This window comes from Mycobacterium sp. NPDC050041, from assembly GCF_049541695.1.
Lineage (GTDB): Bacteria > Actinomycetota > Actinomycetes > Mycobacteriales > Mycobacteriaceae > Mycobacterium.
Genome location: NZ_JBMVDG010000002.1, coordinates 916,968 through 939,821, shown reverse-complemented (window position 1 = coordinate 939,821; position 22,854 = coordinate 916,968). Strand labels below are relative to the sequence as shown.

Below are 22,854 nucleotides of genomic sequence, written 5' to 3'. Positions count from 1 at the left end.
CTCAGCGCAGGAACAGTGAGTTCACCGCGGCGGTGAGCCGGCGCCGCGGCCAGCCCCGCACCCCGGCGGAGGCCAACGCGGCACGCGCGGCGTTGCGGCCGCAGATCCCGTGCACACCGCCGCCGGGCGACGCGGCGGCGCTGCCGAGGAAGACGTTCTGCACCGGCGTCTCGGCCCGCCCGAACCCCGGCGCCGGCCGGAATATCAACTGCTGGGAGATCTGTGACGTCCCGCCATTGACGGCGCCGGTGTGCAGGTTGGCGTCACTTGCCTCGAGGTCCGACGGCCGCTGGATCGCCTTGCCCACGATCCGGCCGGCGAAGCCCGGCGCATGCTCCTCGAGCACCCGGTCGACCGCCACCGACAACCGGTCGGCGGACTCGTCGTCGGACATGCCTCGGGGCAGGTGCGTGTAGGCCCAGGCGCTCTCCGTGCCCGCCGGTGAGCGGCCGGCGTCCGCGGTGGTCATCTGACCGAACAGCATGAACGGCTGCTCCGGCACCGTGGCCGTGTTGAGGTCGGCCATCCATCGGATCAACCCGTCGCGGTCGGCGCCCAGATGCACCGTGCCTGCCTCGTTGAGGTTCGGCGACCGCCATGGAATCGGCCCGTCGAGCGCGTAGTTGATCTTCAAGACCGGTGTGTCCCAGACGAACTGGGCCATCCCCCGGTGCACGGCCGGAGGCACCGCCGCCTCGGGGAGCAGGCTGCCGAACAGCCGCGGCGCCGAGGTGTCGGCGACCACCGCGCGCCGGACCCGTACGGTCGATCCGTCAGCGGTGTGGACCGCGACCGCGCGACCGCCGCTGACGTCGATCCGTGTCACCTCGCGCGAGCACTCGATGCGCGCACCCGCCGACCGGGCCCGGCTCGCCAGGGCCGCGGTGAGCTGACCCGCGCCGCCCTCGGGCACCGGGAAACCGCCGTCCTGGGCCATCATCACCAGCAGGTATCCCATCAGGCCGCTGCCCGGCGCGTCGATCGGCACGTCCGCGTGCATCGCGTTGCCCAGCAACAGAAGCCGGGCGGCATCACCGTCGAACAACTGCTCGGCGAGCACGCCGGCCGGCAACAGCAGCCGGTGCAGGAACCGCAGCGCCCCGGCACTGCCGAGCCGGCGCAGCATCCCCGCCGCACCGCGGACCGGCGGGAACGGTGCGAACAGGGCCGAGAACACCGGGGCCTTGATGTGCTGCCACTGGTCGAACAGCTCCCGCCACCGGTCACCGTCGCCGGGCGCGCGCCGCTCCAGATCGGCTGCGGTGCGGTCGATGTCACGGTAGATCACCGGCGCATCGTCGTCGGCGGCCGACCGTGCGTGGCCCACCACCGCGGGAGCGTGCACCCAACGCAGGCCGTGCTCCTCGAGATGCAGCGCCCGAAGCGCCGGTGACTCGATCGACAGCGGGTAGAACGCGCTGTAGAGGTCGGAGACGTACCCGGGGAACAGTTCTGCGCTCTTCACCGCGCCGCCCGGTTCGGGCTGCGCCTCGAGCACCAGGACGTCCCAGCCGGCGTCGGCCAACAGCGCCGCGGCGACCAGGCCGTTGTGTCCCGCGCCGATGACGACCGCGTCCGCCGATTCGCTCACCGCGCCCGCTTGTCCAACGGAGTCATGATCAGCCTGTTGGCCGTGGCCTTCACCGAGTCCGGCAGCACCGAGTTCGCCAGTGCCGTCGCCTTGGAGAGCGGCGACGCGGCGACCACTCTGGCTTCCCCGCGCATCATCGCGCGGTAGCCCTGCTCGGCGACCTGACGCGGATCGTCCTTGCCGGGCAGTCGCCCGAGCACGGTGTCCAGCATCCCGGTCCGGGCGAAGAAGTTGGTGTCCACCGGGCCGGGGGCCAGTGCCGTCACCGTCACCCCGCTGCCCCGCAGTTCGTCGTGCACCGCGGTGGCGAACGACTGCACGAACGATTTCGACGCGTTGTACATGCTCTGGCGCGAGCCCGGCATGGTGGCCACGATCGACGACGTGATGAGGACCCGGCCCGCGCCCCGCGCCGCCATGTCGGTGAGCACGAGCTTGGCCAGGTGCACCGTGGAGCGCACGTTGAGGTCGACGATGCCGAGGTCCTTCTCGAGCGGTCCGGTGACGAACGGCCCGGCCCGGCCGGTGCCCGCGTTGAGCGCCGCCGCGTCCAGCACCCGCCCCTCGGAGGTGGCCGCACGGTAGAGCCGCTCCACGCCGTCGGGGTCCCTCAGGTCCACCTGGACGGGTTCGACGTCCACACCGGCGTCCGCCACGACATCGGCGACCTCGTGGACGCCGTCCCCGTCGGCGGCCACGACCACGTCGTAGCCGTCCCGCGCGAACAGCTTCACCAGCTCCAGACCGATACCACTCGACCCGCCGGTGACGAGAGCGCGCGGACGCTGGGCTGCCATGGCCACGGACTACCCGCCGCCCCTCGCGTCAAACGACCACGGTGGGCACCGCCATCGGGGTTACCGTACGGAGATGGGTGCCTACCGGGAACTGTTCGACGCCAGCATCGCCGACCCGACGGCCTTCTGGGGTGACGCCGCGACCGCTGTCACCTGGACCCGCGAACCGAAACGCATTCTGGACGACGACAATCCGCCGTTCTACCGCTGGTTCCCCGACGGCGAGATGAACACCTGCGCCAACGCGCTGGACCGCCATGTCGACGGTGGCCGCGCCGAGCAGGCAGCCCTGATCTACGACTCGCCGGTCACCGGCGCCACCCGCACCTACAGCTACCGCGAACTGCTCGACCTGACGTCGCGCTTCGCCGGCGCTCTGCGCGGCCTGGGCGTCGGGAAAGGCGACCGCGTCGTGATCTACCTGCCGATGGTGCCCGAGGCCGTCATCGCGATGCTGGCCTGCGCACGGCTGGGCGCCGTGCACTCGGTGGTGTTCGGCGGCTTCGCGGCCCACGAACTCGCCGCCCGCATCGACGACGCCCGCCCCACCGTCGTGGTGACGGCGTCGTGCGGCATCGAACCGACCCGCATCGTGGACTACAAGCCGATGCTCGACGCCGCCCTCGAGCGCGCTGAGCACCAGCCGTCGGCATGCGTGATCCTGCAGCGCGAGCAGTCGCCGTGCACGCTCACCCCCGGCCGCGACCACGACTGGGCCGAACTGGCGGCAGGCGCCGCACCCGTCGACCCGGTACCGGTCGCCGCCACCGACCCGCTCTACGTGCTGTACACCTCCGGCACCACCGGAAGACCCAAGGGCATCGTCCGCGACAACGGCGGCCACGCCGTCGCGCTGCTGTGGAGCATGCGCCACGTCTACGACACCGCGCCCGGCGACGTGTACTGGGCGGCGTCCGACGTCGGCTGGGTCGTCGGCCACTCCTACATCGTCTACGCGCCGCTGCTCGCCGGGGCGACGACCGTGCTGTACGAGGGCAAACCGGTCGGCACGCCCGACGCGGGCGCATTCTGGCGGGTCGCCGCCCAGCACCGGGTCAAGGCGTTGTTCACCGCGCCGACGGCCATCCGGGCGATCAAGAAGGAAGACCCCGAGGGCCGGCACATCGGCGACCACGACCTGTCCGCGCTGCAGTACCTGTTCCAGGCCGGTGAGCGGCTCGACCCCGGCACCTACCACTGGGCCGCAGAGAAACTGGGCGTCCCGGTGATCGACCACTGGTGGCAGACCGAGACCGGCTGGGCGATCGCCGCCGACCCGATGGGCGTCGAGCAGATTCCGGTCAAGCCGGGATCGGCGACCGTGCCGATGCCCGGATACGACGTACGGATCCTGCGGCCGGACGGATCAGCGTGCGACCCCGGCGAAGAAGGCGCGATCTGCGTCCGGCTGCCGCTGCCGCCGGGCACCCTGCCGACGCTGTGGGGCGACGACGACCGCTACGTGTCGTCGTACCTGTCCGCCTTCCCCGGCCACTATCTGACCGGCGACGGCGGCTACCTCGACGACGACGGCTACCTGTTCGTGATGGGCCGCACCGACGACGTCATCAACGTGGCCGGGCACCGGATGTCGACGGGATCGATCGAGGCCGTGCTGGCCGACCATCCGGCGGTCGCCGAGTGCGCCGTCATCGGGGTGGCCGACGACATCAAGGGACAGGTGCCGCGCGGATTGGTCGTGCTCAAGTCCGGAGCCTCGGCCGACGGACTTGCCGAGGAACTCGTCGAGGCCGTACGGCAGAACATCGGCGCCGTGGCCGCTTTCAAGACCGTCGACGTGGTGTCGGCGCTGCCGAAGACGCGCTCGGGCAAGATCTTGCGCAAGACGATGCGCGGTATCGCCGAGGGCCGCGACGAGCCGTTGCCGTCGACCATCGAGGACCCGTCGGTGATCGACGCCCTGGCACCGGTGCTGAAAGGCTGACCGCCGCCGGTTAGTTAGACCTGCGTAGGGGTATTTCCCTTCTACTGCTCCGTCAATATGAGCGAAGGGAGGCATGGCGATGACGACGACCACTCCGAAGTACATGGCCGTCCAGGGTGCGGCGATCATCGTCGCCGCCGCATTCCTGGTGGCCGGTGCCGCCGGCTTCATTCCTGGCCTGACCAGTCACTACGACCGGCTGGAGTGGGTGGGCCACCACTCCGGGGCCATGCTGTTCGGGACGTTCGCGGTGTCCGGACTGCACAACGCGCTGCATCTGGCGTTCGGCGTGATCGGGCTGTTGTCGGCCCGTAGCTACGTCGGCTCCCGGCTCTACCTCCTGGGCGGCGGCGTGGCCTACCTCGGACTCTGGGTGTACGGCCTGCTCATCGACCATGGCAGCCAAGCCAATTTCGTGCCGCTGAACAACGCCGACAACTGGCTGCACCTCGGGCTGGGCGCGGGCATGCTGCTGCTGGGCCTGACGCTGAGCGGCCGGCGCGATCCGACGAAGCAACGGGTGCGCAGGCGGGCGGCCCCGGCCTAGGCTCGACCATGTGCTGAGCGCGCTGCTGTGGGGTGCCGTCGCAGCGTCCTCGCTGTTGATCGGCGCGCTCGCCGGCGTGGCGCACACCTGGAACGGGCGACTGGTCGGCTGGGTGCTCGGATTCGGTGCGGGCGCCTTGGTGTCGAGCATCTCGTTCGAGTTGGCGGAGGAAGGTTTTCGCGTCGGCGGCGCGCTGGCGGTCTCGGTCGGGCTGGCGCTCGGCGCCGTGACCTTCTTCGTCGCCGACCGGGCCGTCGACCGCATCGGTGGCGGCGGGCCGACGACGGGATGGCCACTGCTGCTCGGCGCCCTCCTCGACGGCATCCCGGAGCAGGCCGTCCTCGGCATCGGCATCGCCGGCGGCGGCGCCGTCAGTCCGGCGCTGCTGCTCGCGATCTTCGTGTCGAACCTGCCGGAGTCCATCGGCTCGGCCACCGACATGCGCGCCGCCGGGCGCCCCGCGAAGCTCATCATGGCGGGCTGGGGCGCGGTCGCCCTGCTGTGCGTGGCGGCGACTGCCGCGGGCTATCAACTCCAGGAGTTCGCCGGTGACCAGATGCGTGGTGGTATCGACGGTTTCGCGGCGGGTGCGTTGCTCGTCATGCTGGTCGGTTCGATGATCCCGGAGGCCACCGAGAAGGCCCGGGAATCCGCCGGATTGGCCGCCGTCCTCGGCTTCGCCCTCGCGGCCGGGCTGTCACTCTCGTCCTGAGTGACGCGACCGGGTGCCTGACTCCGGCCGAACACGATAGGTTGCGCCCATGGTTCCCGTCTGGCACGTCGGGCCGCTCGCGGTGCCGGTGCACAGCGTGTTCGTGGCGCTCGGGGTGCTCGCGGCGATGGCGGTCTTCGTGCACGAGGCCAGAAGGCGCGCAGCGGTGAACGAACAGTCGCTGGTCGCCGTGGCGGGCGCCCTCATCGGCGGAGCGATCGGCATGCGGTTGTCCGGATGGGCGCGCCATCTCGACTTCTCCACCAACCCGAGCCTGGCCGAGGCGTGGCAGTTCGGTTCACGCAGCATCCTCGGCGGACTGCTGGGCGCCTACATCGGAGTGCTCGTCGCCAAACGCGTCGGCGGCTACCGCGGAAAGACCGGAGACCTGTTCGCGCCTGCCGTGGCACTCGGCATGGCGATCGGCCGCATCGGGTGCCATCTCACCGACGCGCCCGGCCGCCCGACCGGCCTGCCCTGGGGCGTGCACGCATCCCCGGGCACCCCGGAATGCCCCGGCTGTCTCGCCGGCCTGGCCATGCACCCGTCGTTCCTGTACGAGATCGCCTTTCAGCTCACCGCGTTCGCGGTGCTGCTCTGGTTGCGACCGCGCATCGGCCGGCCCGGGGAATTGTTCGTTCTCTACATCGCCGGTTACGCGGCGTTTCGCTTCCTGGTCGAGTTCACTCGCGCCAACGAAACCGTGTGGCTGAATCTCACTCGGCCGCAATGGTTCCTGCTGCCCTCGCTGCTCATCATCGCGGTTCGGCTGTGGTACGGCCACCGACGTGGGTACTATCGCTCACCGGCCCGCGACCAGGAAGTACCTGTATGACGTTCCCACCCTCGGAACCACCGCCCGAGGACTATCCGGAGGACGGCCGGCCGTTGGGTCCCCCGCCCGGTTACCCGCAGGGCCCGCCGCCGGGATATCCGCCGGGACCGCCGCAGGGCTATCCGCCGGGTTACCCGCCGCCGGGATATCCGTACTACCCGGCGCCACAGCAGAAGTCCGGTATCAGCGCAGGCCTGGCGGTGCTCGGCACTCTGCTGTACATCATGGTCAACTCCGTGCTGGCGTTCGCCGCATTCATCGTCGGAGCGCAGACCAGCAATTCCGACGCCGTCTTCGGTGGGGCGGCGGTGATGCTGCTGCTCATCGCGTTCGGTGGGGGTGCGGCGCTGCTGCGGTCGAAGAACCCCAACGCCAGAGGACTGGGGCTCGGCCTGATGATCGGCTGGGCGGTCACCTCCCTGGTCACCGTCGGTTTCTGCACCGGCATCAACCCCGAGTTGTACACGACGTGACGCCCGGGATGTCGCTGCGCGGCGACCGCATTCACCGATACGTCACCGCCTACTGCCCACGCTGCCACGACGAGGCACCGGAGCGGCCACTCGCCGACGTCGTCCGGCTCAACGCCTGGCTGGTCGAACGCGGCGGCCGGGTATGGCTGGAGCGAGGATGCCGCGAGCACGGTCTGGTCCGCACCCTCTACGACGAGGATCCCGAGATCCTTTGCTACCTCGAGGAGTGGACCGCGCCGACCAAGACCCACGTGCCCGACGTCGCCGGAAACTTCGACCCGGTGCCCTCGGCGTATCTGCGCGGGCTGCCCGAGATGCAGACCCAACACACCTGCATCCTCCTCGAGGACATCGCCGAGACCTGCAATCTGCGCTGCCCCACCTGTTTCACCGATTCCTCCCCCGATCTGCGCAACGTGGTACCGGTGGCCGACGTGCTCGCGAATGTCGACCAGCGACTGGCCCGGGAGAACGGCCGCATCGACGTGCTGATGCTCAGCGGCGGCGAACCGACGCTGCACCCGGAACTCCCGCGGCTGCTCGCCGAACTGACGACTCGGCCGATCACCCGGATCCTGGTCAACAGCAACGGCATCCGGATCGCCACCGACGACGCGCTGCTCGACCTGCTCACCGAACACCGGCAACGGGTCGAGGTGTACCTGCAGTACGACGGCCAGGCCGCCACGACCCACCGCTTCCACCGCGGCGGAGACCTGAGCAGGATGAAAGCCACTGCACTGCAGCGCCTCTCCGAGCGGGAGATCTTCACCACGCTGGTGATGACCGTGACCCTCGGGGTCAACGACCACGAGATCGGGCAGATGGTGCGGCTGGCGCTGGCCACCCCCTACGTCGGCGGGCTGACGATTCAGCCACAGTTCGGTTCCGGCCGGTCCGGGCTGATCGACCCGCTCGACCGGCTCACCCACACCGGGGTGCTCAGCCGGCTGGGTCCGCAGACCGACGGACTGGTGACCTGGCGGGATCTCACCGCACTGCCGTGCTCGCATCCGCACTGCTGCTCGGTCGGCTACCTCATTCGCGACGACAGCGACCGGTGGCGCTCGCTGGTGTCACTCATCGGGCACGACGTTCTCAAGGACCGGCTCGGCCTGGTGGCCAATCGCATCGCCGACGCCGAGATCCCGCAGCAGCTACGGGTCGCCGTGCAGGAGTCACTGCTCGGCCTGCTCTCGGAGCAGTCGTCGCTGTCGCATCCCAAGATCGGTGACATCTGGCGGATCATCTGCGAGAGCTGCGATCTCGGCATGCCGACGATGCTGACGCTGGCATCGTCAGCGCTACCCGGACGCCGCAACAAGATTCGGCGACTCCTCGGTGAACGGGTGGTGCGGCTCACCGTCAAACCGTTCATGGACATGTCCACGATGATCGAGGAGCGCCTCGTGCAGTGCTGCGTGCACGTCGGCACCAGATCCTCGCAGGACCAGTGCGCCCCGTTCTGCGCCGTGCAGGCCTGGCCCGCGCTCGGCCGGCAGCGGCTCTCCATCGCCGCGGGGCGCGAGTTGCCGTTGATCGAGCTCACCTGACGCACCGGGCCCATCCCGCGGTGATCTCGACAAACTATTTCGACGGTGAGTATTGTCGAAGGCGACTTCTTTCTGGTCGACCGGCACGAAGGCGCTCGGCGCCTTCTTTCTCCGCCCCTCGTTGACGACACAGCGTGCGGACGACGAGTTCACCATGTCTCAGGGGTCTCACCACCAAACGAGATCGTCGGCTCTGTGGCGGTTCCGCGCGCCACCGAGTGCCGACCCCTGCGACGCGTGTCCCGAATCGTCCGAGCACCCCGATCTACGTGTGGGACGAAGGACAGGTCGCGTCCATATCCCCACGAGGTGGTCGTCGGGAGCAACCCTGACGTTAAGAAGCCAGCGCAGCTCGACGCACCGCCGACAAACCATTGCGACGGCACGAGGGGTCGGCCCGGCACCCCGATTCCGGTGGCGGGCTGAAGCGGGTCCCCGCCGGAGCGACGTTCGCTCTGGCGGGGGTCACCCCCGGCTATCGGGACAGTGCTGTTGATGCGACCACGCCAACCGCGCGAGGAAGACCGTTACTACTGGCTGACCGCATTCTTCGCGAGCCACGATCTGCAGAGCGTGCTGTGCCGGGCCATCGCCGCGACCATCGTCGGCCTCGGGTTGATCCCGACCGTCCTGATCGCCAGCCCCGCAGGGCCCCAGGGTCCGCTGCACCGAGCCGTCGCGCTCGGCATCGCCGGATGTTGCCTGGCCATGGGATGGATGTGGCGCAGGCCCCGTTGGCCGACCCGCAGACAGTCGCAGGGCACCGTCGTCGTCGGCACCGTGTGCATCGCGCTCGCCTGCATGATCGAGAACGACCCGCTGGTCGGCATCCTGGGCGCAACGGGCCTGGCGATCCTCTCCGCGTTCGCCATGCTGTTCCACTCCGGCAGGCTGCTGGCCGTCCCGTGGTTGGTCGGAGGCGGAGTCCTGGCGGTCCTGGCGCCACGAATCGCCGCGGACGACCTGGCCCTCGCGGTCTGTGCGGTCGGCATGGTGCTGCTGGTCAACGTCCTGTTCACCGTTGCCTGCCGGACGGCGATCCGGTTGATCGACGACGAGCCGGGCCACGCGGGGATCGAGCCGCTCACCGGGCTGCTCACCCGGGAGACGTTCGACGAGCGGATGGCCACGCTGCTCGGCGCGCGCAGCAGGGGCGACGACCGGTACCTGGTGGTTCTGGTGGTCAGCCTGGACAGCTTCTCGCTGCTCACCGGCCTGGACGGCGCGGTGACCGGAGATCGCGCGCGTGTCGCGATCGCGCAGCGCCTGCGGGAGACCGTACGGCGCGACACCGTCCTGGCCCACGTCGCGGATACCGAGTACCTGATCGCAGACCTGTTCACCAGGGCAGACCCGGAACCGCTGACCGAACGCATCCACGCCACCGTCAGGAATGCGCCGTTCCGGCTGACGGCCAGCATCGGCGCCGTCAGCACATCGCTGATGCCGCTGAGTGATCAGCCGGTGCCCGACGTCGTCGACGAACTGCTCACCGTCGCCACGGCCGCCATGGCCACTGCCCGCAGCGCAGGGGGCAGCCGGACGGCGCTGCGGCTCTCACCGCGGTTGCACGTGCTCGACCGGCTCGACGACGAGTGGTGCTGACTTCGCTAGGAGACCGACAGCGCGATGCCGTCGAGGATGTCGTGCTCGCTGACCACCAGCTCGTCCAGCCCGGCCCGGGTGCCGAGCGCGTCGGCCAGCTCCTCGACGATGATCGCGCCGCCGCCGATGACGTCGACCCTGCCCTCGTGCATCGGCCCGAGCACCGCGCGCCGCGCATGCGTCATCGTCAGCAGTTCGTCGCACACCTCGCGCAGCCGGGTGAAACCCACACGCGAGAGATGGATGGCGTCGGAATCGTAGGTCGTCATCTTCGCCGCGAGTGCGGCCAGCGTGGTCATCGTCCCGGCCACACCCACCCACGTCCGCGCGCCGTCGACGGGCACCGCCCGAAACGCCGCGGCCAGACCGTCGCGCACCACTTCCCGTGCGGCGGAGATCTCTTCGGCGGTCGGCGGATCGGAGTGCAGGCACCGCTCGGTGAGCCGCACGCAGCCGATGTCGGCCGAGTGACTCGCCTCCACGTCGACCCGGCCCACCACCACCTCGGTCGAGCCGCCACCCAGATCCACCACCACGAACGGCCCGGCGTCGGGATCCAATTCGCCGACCGCGCCGCGATAGGACAGCTCGGCCTCCTCGGTGCCGCTGATCACCTCCGCGACCGCACCGGGCACCACGTCACCCAACACCTCGGCCGTCATCGCGAAGAACGCATCCCGGTTGGCCACGTCCCGGGCCGCCGACGTCGCGACCATCCGGACCCGCTCGACGCGGTGGTCGCGCATCAGCGCGGCGTAGTCGACGAGCGCGGCCCTGGTGCGCGCCAACGCTTCCGGCGCGAACTCACCGGTGGCGTCCACGCCCTGGCCCAGCCGGACGATGCGCATCTCCCGGTGCACGTCGCGCAACCGGCCGTCGACCGGATCGGCGATCAGCAGCCGGATCGAATTCGTGCCACAGTCCACGGCAGCGACTCTGCTCATGTCCACACCTCCGGGTCCAAGATGCCCTCCATCCCAGGTTCTGCGGCCAGCACCGCCAACGCCTCGTCACCGAACGGGTTCGTCCCGGGCCCCTTCGCCAGCGAGTGGGCGATCACCACGTGCAGGCACTTGACGCGATCCGGCATGCCTCCGCCGGAGAACGTGGTGCCCAGCGATTCGATCGCGTCGCGCTCGGCCAGATATGACTCGTGCGCCCGCCGGTACGCCGCGGCCAACTCCGGGTCCTGCTGCAACCGTTCGGTCATCTCGCGCATCAGACCCGCCGACTCCAGCCGGCTGGCCGCCGCGGTCAGCGCCGGGTGGGTCAGGTAGTACAGCGTCGGGAACGGCGTGCCGTCGGGCAGTCTCGGCGCGGTCTTGACGACCGCCGGGGTGCCATCGGGACACCGGTACGCGATCTCGAGCACCCCGCGGGCCTCGCGACCCAGTTGCCGCGCGACGGCCTCGAGGTCGGCGCGCTCAACCACCGGGCGGGGGTGCGGGTGGGCCCGGCGGGGGCGGCGGAAGCGGTGTCGCGCTCGGCGGAAGACCGTGCGGCGCATCGGCGATGGTGCTCCACAGCGCCGAATACCATGGCGTGCCCGGCGGCACGGTGTCCACCCGGGCGTCTGGCGCCTCCGGCAGCACCGCCGACGGCGGCAGCTGCACCTGGTACGGGATGTCGCCCGGCATCACGAAGCCGAGCCGCTCCCTGGCCTGCGCGGCGACGAAGACCGGGTCGGCCAGCTTCACCTTCTGCTGCTCGAGTTCGGCGATCTGCTCACGCAGCACCGCCTCGCTCGCCCGCAGCTGCTGCATCTCCGTGCGCTGCCCGAAGTAGGTCCGCACCGGCCCGGCGATCGTCAGCGTCAGCACGCAGACCACAGCGGCCAGGATCGCCGCCCGCCGCGCGGCCGACCCGAACCGCTGCTCCGACTGCTGCTCCGCCGACGCCGCGATCGACTCGCGGATGGCGTCGGCGACCTCGGGTGTGGTCTCGGGGACGGCAGGCTTGGCCTCGATCGCCCTCGGCTCGCGCCGCACCGGCGACGCACCGCGGGGACGGTCCCGCTTCGACTCGCCCGGCTTCGCCGGCTTCCCTGGCCGGGAAGCCGGTGACCGCCGCTTCGGGTCGGGCCGTTTCGCCTCGGGCACGTCTGTGTCAGGCCTGACCCTCGCCCACCCCGAACCGCGGGAACGCCAGATCGCCTGCATACCGCGCCGCGTCGCCGAGGATCTCCTCGATGCGCAGCAGCTGGTTGTACTTGGCGACGCGCTCGCTGCGGGCCGGTGCACCGGTCTTGATCTGCCCGCTGCCCACGGCGACCGCGAGGTCGGCGATGGTGGTGTCCTCGGTCTCGCCGCTGCGGTGACTCATCATCGTGCGGTAGCCGCTGTTGTGCGCCAGTGCGACGGCGTCGAGGGTCTCGGTGAGCGTGCCGATCTGGTTGACCTTGACCAGCAGCGCGTTCGCCGCGCCGCGGTCGATACCCTCCTCGAGCCGCTCGGGGTTGGTGACGAACAGGTCGTCGCCGACGATCTGGACGCGGTCGCCGATCTCGGTGGTCAGCGCCACCCAGCCGTCCCAGTCGTCCTCCGACAGCGGGTCCTCGATCGACACCAGCGGATAGGAGTCGAGCAACTCACCGTAGAACTGCGCCATCTGCTCGGCGGTGCGGGTCTCCTTCTCGAACGCGTAACCCGTCCCGGCGGTGTAGAACTCGGTGGCGGCCACGTCGAGCGCCAGTGCGATCTCGGAGCCGAGCTTGAAGCCTGCCCCCTCGATCGCCGACGAGATCAGGTCGAGTGCCGCCTTGGTGCCGGGGACGTCGGGCGCGAATCCGCCCTCGTCACCCAGGCCGGTGGACAGCCCCTGCTTCTTGAGCACCGACTTCAGCGAGTGGTACACCTCGGCGCCCCACCGCAGCGACTCCTTGAACGACGCCGCCCCGATCGGGGCCACCATGAACTCCTGGACGTCGACACCGGTGTCGGCGTGCGCGCCGCCGTTGACGATGTTCATCATCGGCACCGGGAGGATGTGGGCGTTCGGACCGCCGATGTAGCGGAACAGCGGCAGGTCCGCGGCCGTCGACGCGGCCTTCGCCACCGCCAGAGACACGCCCAGGATGGCGTTGGCGCCCAGCCGGGACTTGTCCGGTGTGCCGTCGAGGTCCAGCAGCGCCTGGTCGATCAGCCGCTGGTCGTCGGCGCTCATGGTGATGACCGTCGGGCCTATCTCGTCGAGGACGGCCTCCACCGCCTTCTGCACGCCCTTGCCGCCGTAGCGCGAGCCACCGTCGCGCAGCTCGACCGCCTCGTGTTCACCGGTCGACGCACCCGAGGGCACCGCGGCCCTGGCGAAGCTGCCGTCGTCCAGCACGACTTCGACCTCGACCGTCGGGTTGCCGCGGGAGTCGAGGATCTCGCGGGCTCCGACCTGCTCGATGATGGGCACTGGCGTCTCCTTGGTATGCGGCGACTGGCTCGTTGCGCATTCAGCCTAGAGGCTTCAGATCGCGCCGGCGGAACGAGGACGCGTCTAGAGGGACCGGCCCTGCGCGTAGGCGGTGGCCCAGTCCCGCACCGTCCGCGCGTACTGGTCGGAGTAGTTGTAGGCGCGCAGCGCGTTCATCCAGCCACGGGGCGTCGAGAGGTCCTTGCCGCGGTAACACAGGTAGCCGGCCGCCGACAGCACGGCGTCGTCGATGTTGTCGGGGCTGACGTGGCCGTCGTTGTTGGCGTCCACGCCGTAGAGCCGCCACGTCTCCGGGATGAACTGCATCGGTCCCATGGCCCGGTCCAGCTCGGAGTCCCCGTCGAGTTCGCCGCCGTCGCTGTCGTCGATCTTCAGGTTCCCGCTGGAACCGTCGAGCTGCATCCCCCGGATCGGCGGCGTCACCTCACCGTCGGTGGCCACCATCGAGCCCCGGTAGCCGCCGTGGTGGCTCTCGACCATCCCGATCCCCGCCAGCGTCGTCCAGGACAGGTGACAGTCGGGGTTCTCCACCTCGGCGACCCGGGCGGCGTAGGCGTAGGCCTCCAGCGCGGTCACCGGGATCTCCAGCGCATCGGCCCGTTCGGCGGCCCAATCCTGCAACTGGTCGGCGGGCCGTCCCGAGGCGTAGGTGTCGATGGCAGGCACCGGGTCCCCCGCCGGTGGCGGGATTCCCTCGGGGATCGGTGCGCCCAGCTGCCATGAACAACTGGAAGCCATCAGCAAGGCCGTCGCGCCGATCACCGCGACAGCCCGCAGCCAACGAACTGGCGACACCGGACTCCTCAACCTGCTCTGCTGTCCCCATAGTTGCATGCGTTGCGCCGTGGTCCGCAACGCCGGTCTTGCAACGTCACCTCTCGCAGGCCCGTCCCGGTCGCAAGAACGCCCTGCTAAGGTGAGCCACGCCTTGCTATGGATAGGCATAGCTGGCTTACCGATTTTCCTGAAGCGAGGTTGCGTCGATGACTGCGTTCGCGGGATTTCCGGCCAGTATCCACGCCGCCGCCCCCAACGTGACATCGCAGCTGTTCGGCAGCGGTCTGATCGGTCTGCGCGAGGGCCTCGAAGCCGGGATCGTGGTAACGATTTTGGTCGCATTCCTGGTCAAATCCAACCGCCGCGACGCCCTGAAATGGGTGTGGCTGGGCGTGGGCGCAGCAATCGCGATGACGGTCGTCGTGTTCCTCGCCATCCAATTCTCCGCGTACACCATCACCGGCCTCGGGGCCGAGGCGATCGCCGGTGCCGCGTCGTTGGCGGCGGTCGCGATTGTCACCACCATGGTGCTGTGGATGAAGAAGGCCGCCGCGGGGCTGTCGAGCGAGCTGCGCACCGAGATGACGCGAGCGCTGGAGGCCGGCGCATTCGCGGTGACGGCGCTGGCGTTCCTGGCCGTCGGGCGTGAGGGCGTCGAGACCGCGCTGTTCATGGTCGGCTTCGCCGAGGCCGAGACCGCCTGGCCACTCCTCGGCCTGATCATCGGCGTGCTGATCGCCGCGGCCATCGCCTACGGCATGTACGCCGGTGCGGTCCGAATCAATCTCGCCAAGTTCTTCAAATACACCGGCGTGTTCCTGATCGTCGTCGCCGCCGGGATCCTGTCCTACGGCATCGGCGCGCTGCAAACCGTCGGCTGGCTCCCCGGTGCAGGATCGCGCGCAATCGACGTCAGTGCATCGTTCAACTGGTCGACCTGGTACGGCGAGGTCATCCAGGGCGTCTTCAACATCACCCCGTCACCCACCTGGCTGCAGCTGCTGCTGTGGTTGGCCTACCTGGTGACGGTGCTGACCGCGTTTCTGTGGCCGGTCGCCAGCGCCAAGCCCGCCGCCACCCCCGCCGATTCCCGGAATCCTCTACCGTCCGACACCTCGTCCGAAAGGTCCACCACGTGAACAATCTCCCCGGAGCCAGAGCCGGCATGGCCGCCGTCGCCGCCCTGCTGGCCGGCGTCTCGCTGACCAGCTGTCAGGCCAAAGACGAGGGCACCGACACTTCCGGGGGCGGCGCCGCGAGCGACATCACCGTCGAGGCCTCCGACAGCGAGTGCAAGCTGTCGGGCACCGAGACCTCGACCGGGCCGAGTACCTTCGTCGTCACCAACAGCGGCAACAAGGTCACCGAGTTCTACGTCTACGGCGAGGGCGACCGGGTGATGGGCGAGGTGGAGAACATCTCCCCGGGGCTGCAGCGCAAGCTGATCGTCCAGCTCACCGAGCCCGGCACCTACCAGACGTCGTGCCGCCCGGGGATGGTCGGCGACGGCATCCGCGGCGACTTCACGGTCTCCGGTGAGGCCGTCCAGGTCGACACCGACGGCAAGTTCAAGGAGGCGGCCGACAGTTACAAGCGCTATGTCAACAGTCAGGCCGACGCCTTGCTGCCCGCCGTCGAGGCGTTCGTCGCCGCGGTCAAGGCCCGCGACGTCGCATCGGCCAAGGCGCAATACCCCACGTCGCGCGTCTACTTCGAGCGCATCGAACCCGTCGCCGAGTCGTTCCCCAACGACCTCGACCCGCGCATCGACCTCCGCGAGGCCGATCTCGAAGAGGGCCAGAAGTGGACCGGCTTCCACGCCATCGAGAAGGCGCTGTGGGTCACCGGTCTCACCCCCGAGACCGACAAGCTCGGCGACCAGCTGATCGCCGACGTCAAGGAACTCAGCGACGGCGTCAAAGCCCCTGACTACTCGATCGATTCGACCCAGATCGCCGGCGGCGCGCAGGGTCTGCTCGACGAGATCGCGATCAGCAAGATCACCGGCGAAGAGGAAGCCTTCAGCCACACCGACCTGTGGGATATCAACGCCAACCTTCAGGGTTCGCAGACCGCGGTGTCCTCGGTGCGGCCAATCCTCGACGAGAAAGACGCCGAACTGGGCAAACGCGTCGACCAGCGCTTCGAGGACGTCGAGGCGCTGCTCGAGAAGTGCCGTGAGGGTGACGGCTTCGTCTCCTACGACAAGGTGACCGAGCCGCAGCGTCAGGAGTTGTCGCGCGCGATCGACGCGCTGAGCAAGGAAGTCAGCCAGGTACAAGGTGTCGTCGCCCAGAAGTAATCCGGAACCGCCCGTGCCGCAGGCCGAGCAGCAGAACGCCGGGCTCTCCCGGCGCAAGCTGTTCGGCGCGGCGGGGGTGACGGCGGCTGTCGTCGGTGCGGCCAGCGCGGGTGCGCTGGCCGGCCGTGCCTCAGCGGCCAGCACGTCGACCGCCGGGCTGCAGAGTCCGGTCGCATTCCGGGGCGAGCATCAAGCGGGCATCGTGACCGCACAGCAGGATCGGATGAATTTCGTCGTCTTCGACGTCACCACCGACCGTCGCGAGGACGTCGTCGCGCTGCTCAAGCAGTGGTCCGAGATGGCCGAGCGGATGGCCCGCGGCGAGGAGACCGTCGCAGGCGGCGCTGTCGATCACAACCCCTATGCCCCACCGCCGGACACCGGTGAGGCACTCGGCCTGCCCGCATCGCAGCTGACGCTCACCATCGGGTTCGGCCCGTCGTTCTTCCGCAAGGACGGCAAGGACCGCTTCGGCATCGCTGACAAGCTGCCAAAACAGCTCGCGAAGCTGCCGAAGTTCCCGAACGAGACGATGGACCCGAACAAGAGCTACGGCGACATCTGTATCCAGGCGTGCGCGAACGACCCGCAGGTCGCGTTCCACGCCGTCCGCAACCTCGCGCGCGTCGGCTTCGGCACGGTCGCGGTGCGCTACGCGCAGCTCGGCTTCGGACGCACCAGCTCCACCACCCAGGATCAGGCGACACCGCGAAACCTGTTCGGCTTCAAGGACGGAACGGCCAATCTCAAGGCCGAGGAGACCGACAAGATCAACGAGTTCGTATGGGTGGCCGACGGCGACGGCCCGGACTGGCTCACCGGCGGGTCGTACCTCGTCACCCGGCGGATCCGGATGCGCATCGAGAACTGGGACCGCACGACACTGCTCGAGCAGGAACGGGTGATCGGCCGGCAGAAGGGCAGCGGCGCCCCCAACGGGCTCACCGACGAGTTCGAAGAGCTCGACTTCGACCTGCGCGACGACAAGGAAGCGCCGCTGATCGACGTCGACGCGCACGTGCGCCTGGTGTCACCGGAGAACCTCGGCGGCATCGAGATCCTGCGGCGCGGTTACAACTTCACCGACGGCACCGACGGCTTCGGGCACCTCGACGCCGGGCTGTTCTTCATCGCCTTCGTCCGCGATCCCATCACCCAGTTCATCCCGATGCAGGCGGAGATGTCGCGCAAGGATGCGATGAACGAGTACATCACCCACACCGGGACGGCGATCTTCGCCTGCCCGCCCGGACTGCGCGAGGGCGACGAGTCGGCCTACTGGGGCTCGACCCTGTTCGCCTGAGCCGCAAGCGCGCTGAGTGTGAAACCACGGCGACATTCGGCGCCGATTCTCGCCACCACTTCACATTCGGCGAGTCAGCGCTCGGCGGCGCTCACCTCGCCGGCGGCAGGCGGATCGGCCGGCGCGGGCTCGGGTACGTCGACCGGCGACGGCTCGGGCACCTCTACGGGACCGGGTTCGGGCACCTCGACCGGCGAAGGCTCCGGGATCCGATCCGGTGCGGGTTCGGTGTCCATCTCGACCTCCAGCTCTGCCTCGTCGTCCGCAATGTCGTCGTCCGTGATGTCTTCGTCGGCAATGTCATCCGCATCGACAGCGTCATCCGCATCGGTGGCGGCATCCACGGCCGGCGAGGTGTCCGACGGCCAGTACGCCCGCCATTCGTCCTCGCTCACCGCACCGAGCGCGGCGATGTCGAGTTCCTCGGGCACATCCTCGCCGCGGCGGCCCGCGGCGATGTCCCTCTCCACCCGCCGCACCGTGTCCATGAATCGCAGAGTCGCTGTGCGCAAGTCGTTCTCGGCGTCGACATCGGCCGAGATCGTGACCGCGGTGAGTGAGACGGGGATCAGGTCGGCAGGCAGGCCCGCCTGCGTGACCCGGGCGATCACCTTCTGCGTCAACGCCAGCGCCGGCTGACCGGTCGGCACGTCGTCCATCGACGACCTGCGCGACCTGACCGAGTGCTCCTGGGCCTTGCGTTCCTCCCACTGCGCGAGCTGCTCGTCCAGCGAGATCGACTCGCCGGCCAGCACCGCGGGCACCCGGTTGCCGAGCTTGCGCACCAGCGAGTCGGCGACGTCGTCGATCGTGAACGGATGCTCCGGGGCGTCCTCGGCGATCCGGGCGTGAAAGAGCACCTGCAGCAACACATCTCCGAGCTCCTCGCGGAGTTCGTCGGCGTTGCCGCTGTGCACCGCGTCGAACAGCTCGTATGTCTCCTCGAGCAGATAGCGCCGCAGCGAGTCGTGGGTCTGTTCGCTCTCCCACGGCCCCGCCGTGCGCAGCTTGTCCATCATGGCGACGGCGTCGACCAGTCGTTCGCCCGCCTGCGGTTCCGGCGCGGCGATCAACCGGTCACCCGCCGCCAAGCGCGCCCGGACCGCCGGATGATCGGGATCCGACGACAGCAGCACCGGGGCATCCTCGCCGTCGTAGGCCGGCCGTGCCGCGGGTAGTGACCACGGCACCGCGATCGGCATCTCCTCGGTGTACTGCACGTCTCCGGCGAGCATCTCGATGGCCGCGATCGGGACCAGGGCGGGTCGGCGGGGATCGACCAGCACGACTGTCATGGCGTCTGCCGTCTGTCAGTCATGGCCGGGCCACCTCCGAATTTGGTTATATCAACATCCGTCACAGCATTCCCGCTAAGCGTCAATATCAAGCCGGCGACCATCGCCACCAGTTCGAGGTCGCGGATCCGCGGCGAGCCGACCCCGGTACCGGCCCGCGGTATCGGGACCTGCACCGTCGCGGTCGTCGCCCGGTAAGACGCCGACGGATACAGCCGTTTCAGCCGCAGCTGCGCCGAATCGGGCAGCTCCAGTGGCGACACCTTCACCGTCGACCCTGAGACTCCGCTGACCTCGGTGACGCCGTATTCGCGGCACAGCAGCCGCAGCCGCGCCATCGCGACCAATCGCAGTGCCGGCTCCGGCAGCGGCCCGTACCGGTCGACCAGCTCGTCGATCACCGCGTCCACCCCGGCGTCGTCGTGCGCCGCCGCGAGCCGCCGGTAAGCCTCCAGTCGCAGCCGGTCACTGGCGATGTAGTCCGGCGGCAGATGCGCGTCGACCGCGAGGTCGATCCGGACATCCTTCGGCTCTTCCGCTGTCGCAACGGTTTTGCCGTCGGCGGCAGCCCGGTAGGCCTCCACCGCCTCGCCGACGAGCCGGACGTAGAGGTCGAACCCGACCCCGGCGACGTGCCCGGACTGCTCGGCACCCAGCACGTTGCCCGCGCCGCGGATCTCGAGGTCCTTCATCGCCACCGCCATGCCTGCGCCGAGTTCGTTGTTCTGCGCGATGGTGGCCAGCCGGTCATAGGCGGTCTCGGTCAGCGGCATCTCCGGCGGGTACAGGAAGTAGGCGTAACCGCGTTCCCGGCTGCGACCCACCCGGCCCCTCAGCTGGTGCAGCTGCGACAGACCGAAGGTGTCGGCCCGCTCGACGATCAGCGTGTTGGCGTTGGAGATGTCCAGCCCGGTCTCCACGATCGTCGTGCAGACCAGGATGTCGTACTCGCGGTTCCAGAAGCCCTCGACCGTGCGCTCGAGCGCCTCCTCCGGCATCTGGCCGTGGGCCACCACCACCCGCGCCTCGGGCACCAGCGCCTGCACCCGCGCGGCGGCCTGGTCGATCGTGCGGACCCGGTTGTGGATGTAGAACGCCTGACCGTCGCGCAGCAGTTCGCGCCGCAGCGCCGCCGCGACCTGTTTGTCGTCCTGCGGACCGACGTAGGTCAGCACCGGGTAGCGCTCCTCGGGCGGGGTGAGGATCGTCGACATCTCGCGGATGCCCGCCAGGCTCATCTCCAGCGTGCGCGGGATCGGGGTGGCGCTCATCGTCAGCACGTCGACGAAGGTGCGCATCGACTTGATGTGCTCCTTGTGCTCGACGCCGAAGCGCTGCTCCTCGTCCACGACCACCAGGCCGAGGTCCTTCCACGTCACCCCGGTCTGCAGCAACCGATGGGTGCCGATCACGATGTCGACCGACCCGTCCTTCATGCCCTCGAGCACCGCCCGGGACTCGGCCGGGTCGGTGAACCGCGACAGTCCCTTGACCGTCACGGGGAACCCCGCCATCCGCGTGGTGAACGTCTGCAGGTGCTGGTCGGCGAGCAACGTCGTGGGCACCAGCACGGCGACCTGCTTGCCGTCCTGCACGGCCTTGAATGCGGCGCGCACCGCGATCTCGGTCTTGCCATATCCGACGTCGCCGCAGATCACCCGGTCCATCGGCACCGGCTTCTGCATGTCGGACTTGACCTCGGTGATCGCGGTCAACTGGTCGATCGTCTCGGTGAAGCCGAACGCGTCCTCCATCTCGGCCTGCCACGGGGTGTCCGGGCCGAACGCATAACCGGGCGCGGCCTGCCGCTTGGCGTAGAGCGACACCAGTTCGCCGGCGATCTCGCGCACCGCCCGACGGGCCTTGGTCTTGGTGTTCGCCCAGTCGCTGCCACCCAGCTTGGACAGCGACGGCGCCTCGCCGCCCACGTACCGGGACAGCTGGTCCAGGGAGTCCATCGGCACGTAGAGCCGGTCCGACCCGCCGCCGCGCTTGCTGGATGCGTACTCGAGCACCAGGTACTCCCGGCGCGCCCCGCCCACCACCCGCTCGGTCATCTCGACGAACCGGCCGATGCCGTGCTGGTCGTGCACCACCAGATCGCCGGCAGAGAGTGCCAGCGGGTCGACGACATTGCGGCGCTTGGCGGCCAGCCGCTTGCCCTCCGGGGCGGTGACGCGGTTACCGGTCAGGTCGGTCTCGGTGATGATGACGAGGTTCGACCCCGGAAGGACGACGCCGTCGTGCAACGGACCCCGGAGCACCCCGACCACGCCGGCCCTCGGCTCGTCACCGGGTTCGAGCATCCCCGCGGGGGTGTCGGCGTCGGCGAGCTGCTCGCAGACCCGGTGCGCGGTGCCGGTGCCGGGGGTGACGACCGCCGCATGACCACCGGTCGCCACGTGAGCGCGCAGCATCGCGAAGATCTCGCTGACCGTCGAGTGCTGGCGGGCCGACGGCGCGGACCGGACGTCCAGCGCGATCGCCGACTCGTCGGACAGCTGGCTCAACGTCCACCAGGGATGGCCACCCGCCCGGGCGCCTTCGGCCACGTCCTCGAGCTGCAGGAACCCCGACGCGCCGAGTTCCTCCAGATCGATCGGCGCGTCACCGCCGACCGCCGCCGTCGACCACGACGCCTCCAGGAACTCCCGGCCCGTCTTGATCAGGTCAGCCGCGCGGGTGCGCACCTTCTCCGGGTCGCACACCAGTACCGGGGTGCCCGCGGGGAGGTGATCGGCCAGCGAGGAGAGCTCGCCGGGCCGCAGCACCGGCAGCAGCGCCTCCATGCCGTCGACGGGGATGCCCTCGGCGAGCTTGGCCAGCATGTCGGGTACGCCTCCGGGCACCGCGTTCTCCAGGCGGGGATGGTCAGCGGCGATCTTGGCGGCCCGTTCGCGGACGTCCGCGGTCATCAGCAGTTCGCGGCACGGCACGGCGATCACCGCGTCGATGTCGATGTCGGGGATCGATCGCTGGTCGGCGACGGCGAACATCCGCATCTCCGAGACCTCGTCGCCCCAGAACTCCACGCGCACCGGATGTTCGGCGGTGGGCGGGAAGAGGTCGAGGATGCCGCCGCGCACCGCGAACTCGCCGCGCCGGGCGACCATGTCCACCCGGCTGTAGGCCAGGTCGACCAGCCGGGCCACCAGTCCCTCGAAGTCGAGCTCGGCGCCGACGGTCAACGTCACCGGCTCCACCTCGGCGAGGCCGGGCGCCATCGGCTGCACCAGTGACCGGGTCGTCGTCACCACGATCCGCAGCGGCGGGCCGAGCCGGGCGTCGTCCGGGTGGGTCAGCCGGCGCAGCAGCATCATCCGCGCGCCGACTGTGTCCACCCCTGGCGACAGCCGTTCGTGGGGCAGCGTCTCCCACGAGGGGAACAGGGCGGCGGCGTCCCCGAGATAGCCGCGCAGTTCTGCGGTCAGGTCGTCGGCCTCGCGGCCCGTTGCGGCAACCACCAACAGCGGGCCGTCCTGCGCCAGCGCCGCCGCCACCAGCACCCGGGCACTGGCCGGACCCACCACGGCGAGCCGCTCGGGCCGTTCGGCCGCGCGGCGGGTGAGGTCGGCGAGCGCCGGATCGCGCAACGCCAACGAGATGAGCCCCGCGATCGGGGTTTCGACATGGGTGGGCCCCGAAGAGGTCATGATGCATCCATCCTAGGCAACGCCCGTCGGGCACGTTCTCCGT

General features: G+C 69.7%; 19 protein-coding genes. 10 read left to right on the top strand and 9 right to left on the bottom strand.

Translation table 11 applies throughout. From position 1 onward, the window contains the following. Position 1 precedes the first annotated feature (1 nt). Both ACPCHZ_RS09920 and ACPCHZ_RS09915 read right to left on the bottom strand, forming a co-directional pair. On the bottom strand, positions 2-1,591 hold the full coding sequence (locus tag ACPCHZ_RS09920) for a phytoene desaturase family protein (RefSeq protein WP_423484554.1): 1,590 nt from the start codon (positions 1,589-1,591) through the stop codon (positions 2-4). Beyond that, positions 1,588-2,388 carry an SDR family NAD(P)-dependent oxidoreductase gene (locus tag ACPCHZ_RS09915; RefSeq protein ID WP_423484553.1) on the bottom strand — a complete coding sequence of 267 codons (801 nt, stop codon included), beginning with the start codon at positions 2,386-2,388 and terminating at the stop codon, positions 1,588-1,590. Before ACPCHZ_RS09915 ends, ACPCHZ_RS09920 begins: the two co-directional genes overlap by 4 nt. Before the next feature lie 73 nt (positions 2,389-2,461). On the opposite strand from ACPCHZ_RS09915, the gene ACPCHZ_RS09910 reads away from it, so the two are divergent. From ACPCHZ_RS09910 to ACPCHZ_RS09880, 7 genes are all read left to right on the top strand, one after another. Further along, positions 2,462-4,333 carry an acetate--CoA ligase gene (locus ACPCHZ_RS09910; RefSeq protein ID WP_423484552.1) on the top strand — a complete coding sequence of 624 codons (1,872 nt, stop codon included), beginning with the start codon at positions 2,462-2,464 and terminating at the stop codon, positions 4,331-4,333. Between the two features lie 79 nt (positions 4,334-4,412). Further along, positions 4,413-4,880: a DUF4383 domain-containing protein gene (locus tag ACPCHZ_RS09905; protein ID WP_423484551.1), complete on the top strand. Its 468-nt coding sequence runs from the start codon at positions 4,413-4,415 to the stop codon at positions 4,878-4,880. A gap of 10 nt (positions 4,881-4,890) precedes the next feature. Next, positions 4,891-5,592: a ZIP family metal transporter gene (locus tag ACPCHZ_RS09900; protein WP_423484550.1), complete on the top strand. Its 702-nt coding sequence runs from the start codon at positions 4,891-4,893 to the stop codon at positions 5,590-5,592. Between the two features lie 49 nt (positions 5,593-5,641). After that, positions 5,642-6,427, top strand: a complete 786-nt coding sequence (locus ACPCHZ_RS09895) for a prolipoprotein diacylglyceryl transferase (protein ID WP_423484549.1) — start codon at positions 5,642-5,644, stop codon at positions 6,425-6,427. After that, positions 6,424-6,900, top strand: a complete 477-nt coding sequence (locus ACPCHZ_RS09890) for a hypothetical protein (protein ID WP_423484548.1) — start codon at positions 6,424-6,426, stop codon at positions 6,898-6,900. The genes ACPCHZ_RS09895 and ACPCHZ_RS09890 overlap by 4 nt, the downstream gene beginning before the upstream one ends. A gap of 8 nt (positions 6,901-6,908) precedes the next feature. Next, positions 6,909-8,453, top strand: coding sequence for a radical SAM protein (locus ACPCHZ_RS09885; RefSeq protein ID WP_423484703.1), 1,545 nt, complete (start codon positions 6,909-6,911; stop codon positions 8,451-8,453). Between the two features lie 495 nt (positions 8,454-8,948). Then, positions 8,949-10,058, top strand: coding sequence for a GGDEF domain-containing protein (locus tag ACPCHZ_RS09880; protein ID WP_423484547.1), 1,110 nt, complete (start codon positions 8,949-8,951; stop codon positions 10,056-10,058). 5 nt (positions 10,059-10,063) lie between these two features. Here the strand turns inward: ACPCHZ_RS09880 and ACPCHZ_RS09875 are convergent, their stop codons facing one another. The 5 genes from ACPCHZ_RS09875 to ACPCHZ_RS09855 form a co-directional block, all read right to left on the bottom strand. Beyond that, on the bottom strand, positions 10,064-11,002 hold the full coding sequence (locus tag ACPCHZ_RS09875) for an exopolyphosphatase (protein WP_423484546.1): 939 nt from the start codon (positions 11,000-11,002) through the stop codon (positions 10,064-10,066). Next, positions 10,999-11,490, bottom strand: coding sequence for a DUF501 domain-containing protein (locus ACPCHZ_RS09870; protein WP_364974812.1), 492 nt, complete (start codon positions 11,488-11,490; stop codon positions 10,999-11,001). The genes ACPCHZ_RS09875 and ACPCHZ_RS09870 overlap by 4 nt, the downstream gene beginning before the upstream one ends. Continuing rightward, positions 11,483-12,157 carry an FtsB family cell division protein gene (locus tag ACPCHZ_RS09865; RefSeq protein WP_423484545.1) on the bottom strand — a complete coding sequence of 225 codons (675 nt, stop codon included), beginning with the start codon at positions 12,155-12,157 and terminating at the stop codon, positions 11,483-11,485. Before ACPCHZ_RS09865 ends, ACPCHZ_RS09870 begins: the two co-directional genes overlap by 8 nt. A 7-nt stretch (positions 12,158-12,164) precedes the next feature. Then, entirely contained in the window at positions 12,165-13,460 is a 1,296-nt protein-coding gene (eno, locus tag ACPCHZ_RS09860; protein WP_364974817.1) for a phosphopyruvate hydratase, read from the bottom strand. A gap of 84 nt (positions 13,461-13,544) precedes the next feature. Continuing rightward, positions 13,545-14,276 (bottom strand): lytic transglycosylase domain-containing protein, encoded by a 732-nt coding sequence (locus ACPCHZ_RS09855; RefSeq protein ID WP_423484544.1) that lies wholly within the window; start codon positions 14,274-14,276, stop codon positions 13,545-13,547. 188 nt (positions 14,277-14,464) lie between these two features. Between ACPCHZ_RS09855 and efeU the strand changes: the two genes are divergently transcribed. The 3 genes from efeU to efeB are packed head-to-tail and all read left to right on the top strand — an operon-like array spanning position 14,465 to position 17,863. Next, the gene (gene efeU, locus ACPCHZ_RS09850; RefSeq protein WP_423484543.1) at positions 14,465-15,397 is read left to right on the top strand and encodes an iron uptake transporter permease EfeU; all 933 of its coding nucleotides are present in this window, start codon (positions 14,465-14,467) and stop codon (positions 15,395-15,397) included. 26 nt (positions 15,398-15,423) lie between these two features. Next, the gene (gene efeO, locus ACPCHZ_RS09845; RefSeq protein WP_423484702.1) at positions 15,424-16,560 is read left to right on the top strand and encodes an iron uptake system protein EfeO; all 1,137 of its coding nucleotides are present in this window, start codon (positions 15,424-15,426) and stop codon (positions 16,558-16,560) included. Further along, on the top strand, positions 16,541-17,863 hold the full coding sequence (gene efeB / locus ACPCHZ_RS09840; RefSeq protein WP_423484542.1) for an iron uptake transporter deferrochelatase/peroxidase subunit: 1,323 nt from the start codon (positions 16,541-16,543) through the stop codon (positions 17,861-17,863). Before efeO ends, efeB begins: the two co-directional genes overlap by 20 nt. A 74-nt stretch (positions 17,864-17,937) precedes the next feature. Here the strand turns inward: efeB and ACPCHZ_RS09835 are convergent, their stop codons facing one another. Both ACPCHZ_RS09835 and mfd read right to left on the bottom strand, forming a co-directional pair. Next, positions 17,938-19,158 (bottom strand): nucleoside triphosphate pyrophosphohydrolase, encoded by a 1,221-nt coding sequence (locus tag ACPCHZ_RS09835; RefSeq protein WP_423484541.1) that lies wholly within the window; start codon positions 19,156-19,158, stop codon positions 17,938-17,940. Continuing rightward, positions 19,155-22,811, bottom strand: coding sequence for a transcription-repair coupling factor (gene mfd / locus ACPCHZ_RS09830; protein ID WP_423484540.1), 3,657 nt, complete (start codon positions 22,809-22,811; stop codon positions 19,155-19,157). Before mfd ends, ACPCHZ_RS09835 begins: the two co-directional genes overlap by 4 nt. Between the last annotated feature and the right edge of the window lie 43 nt (positions 22,812-22,854).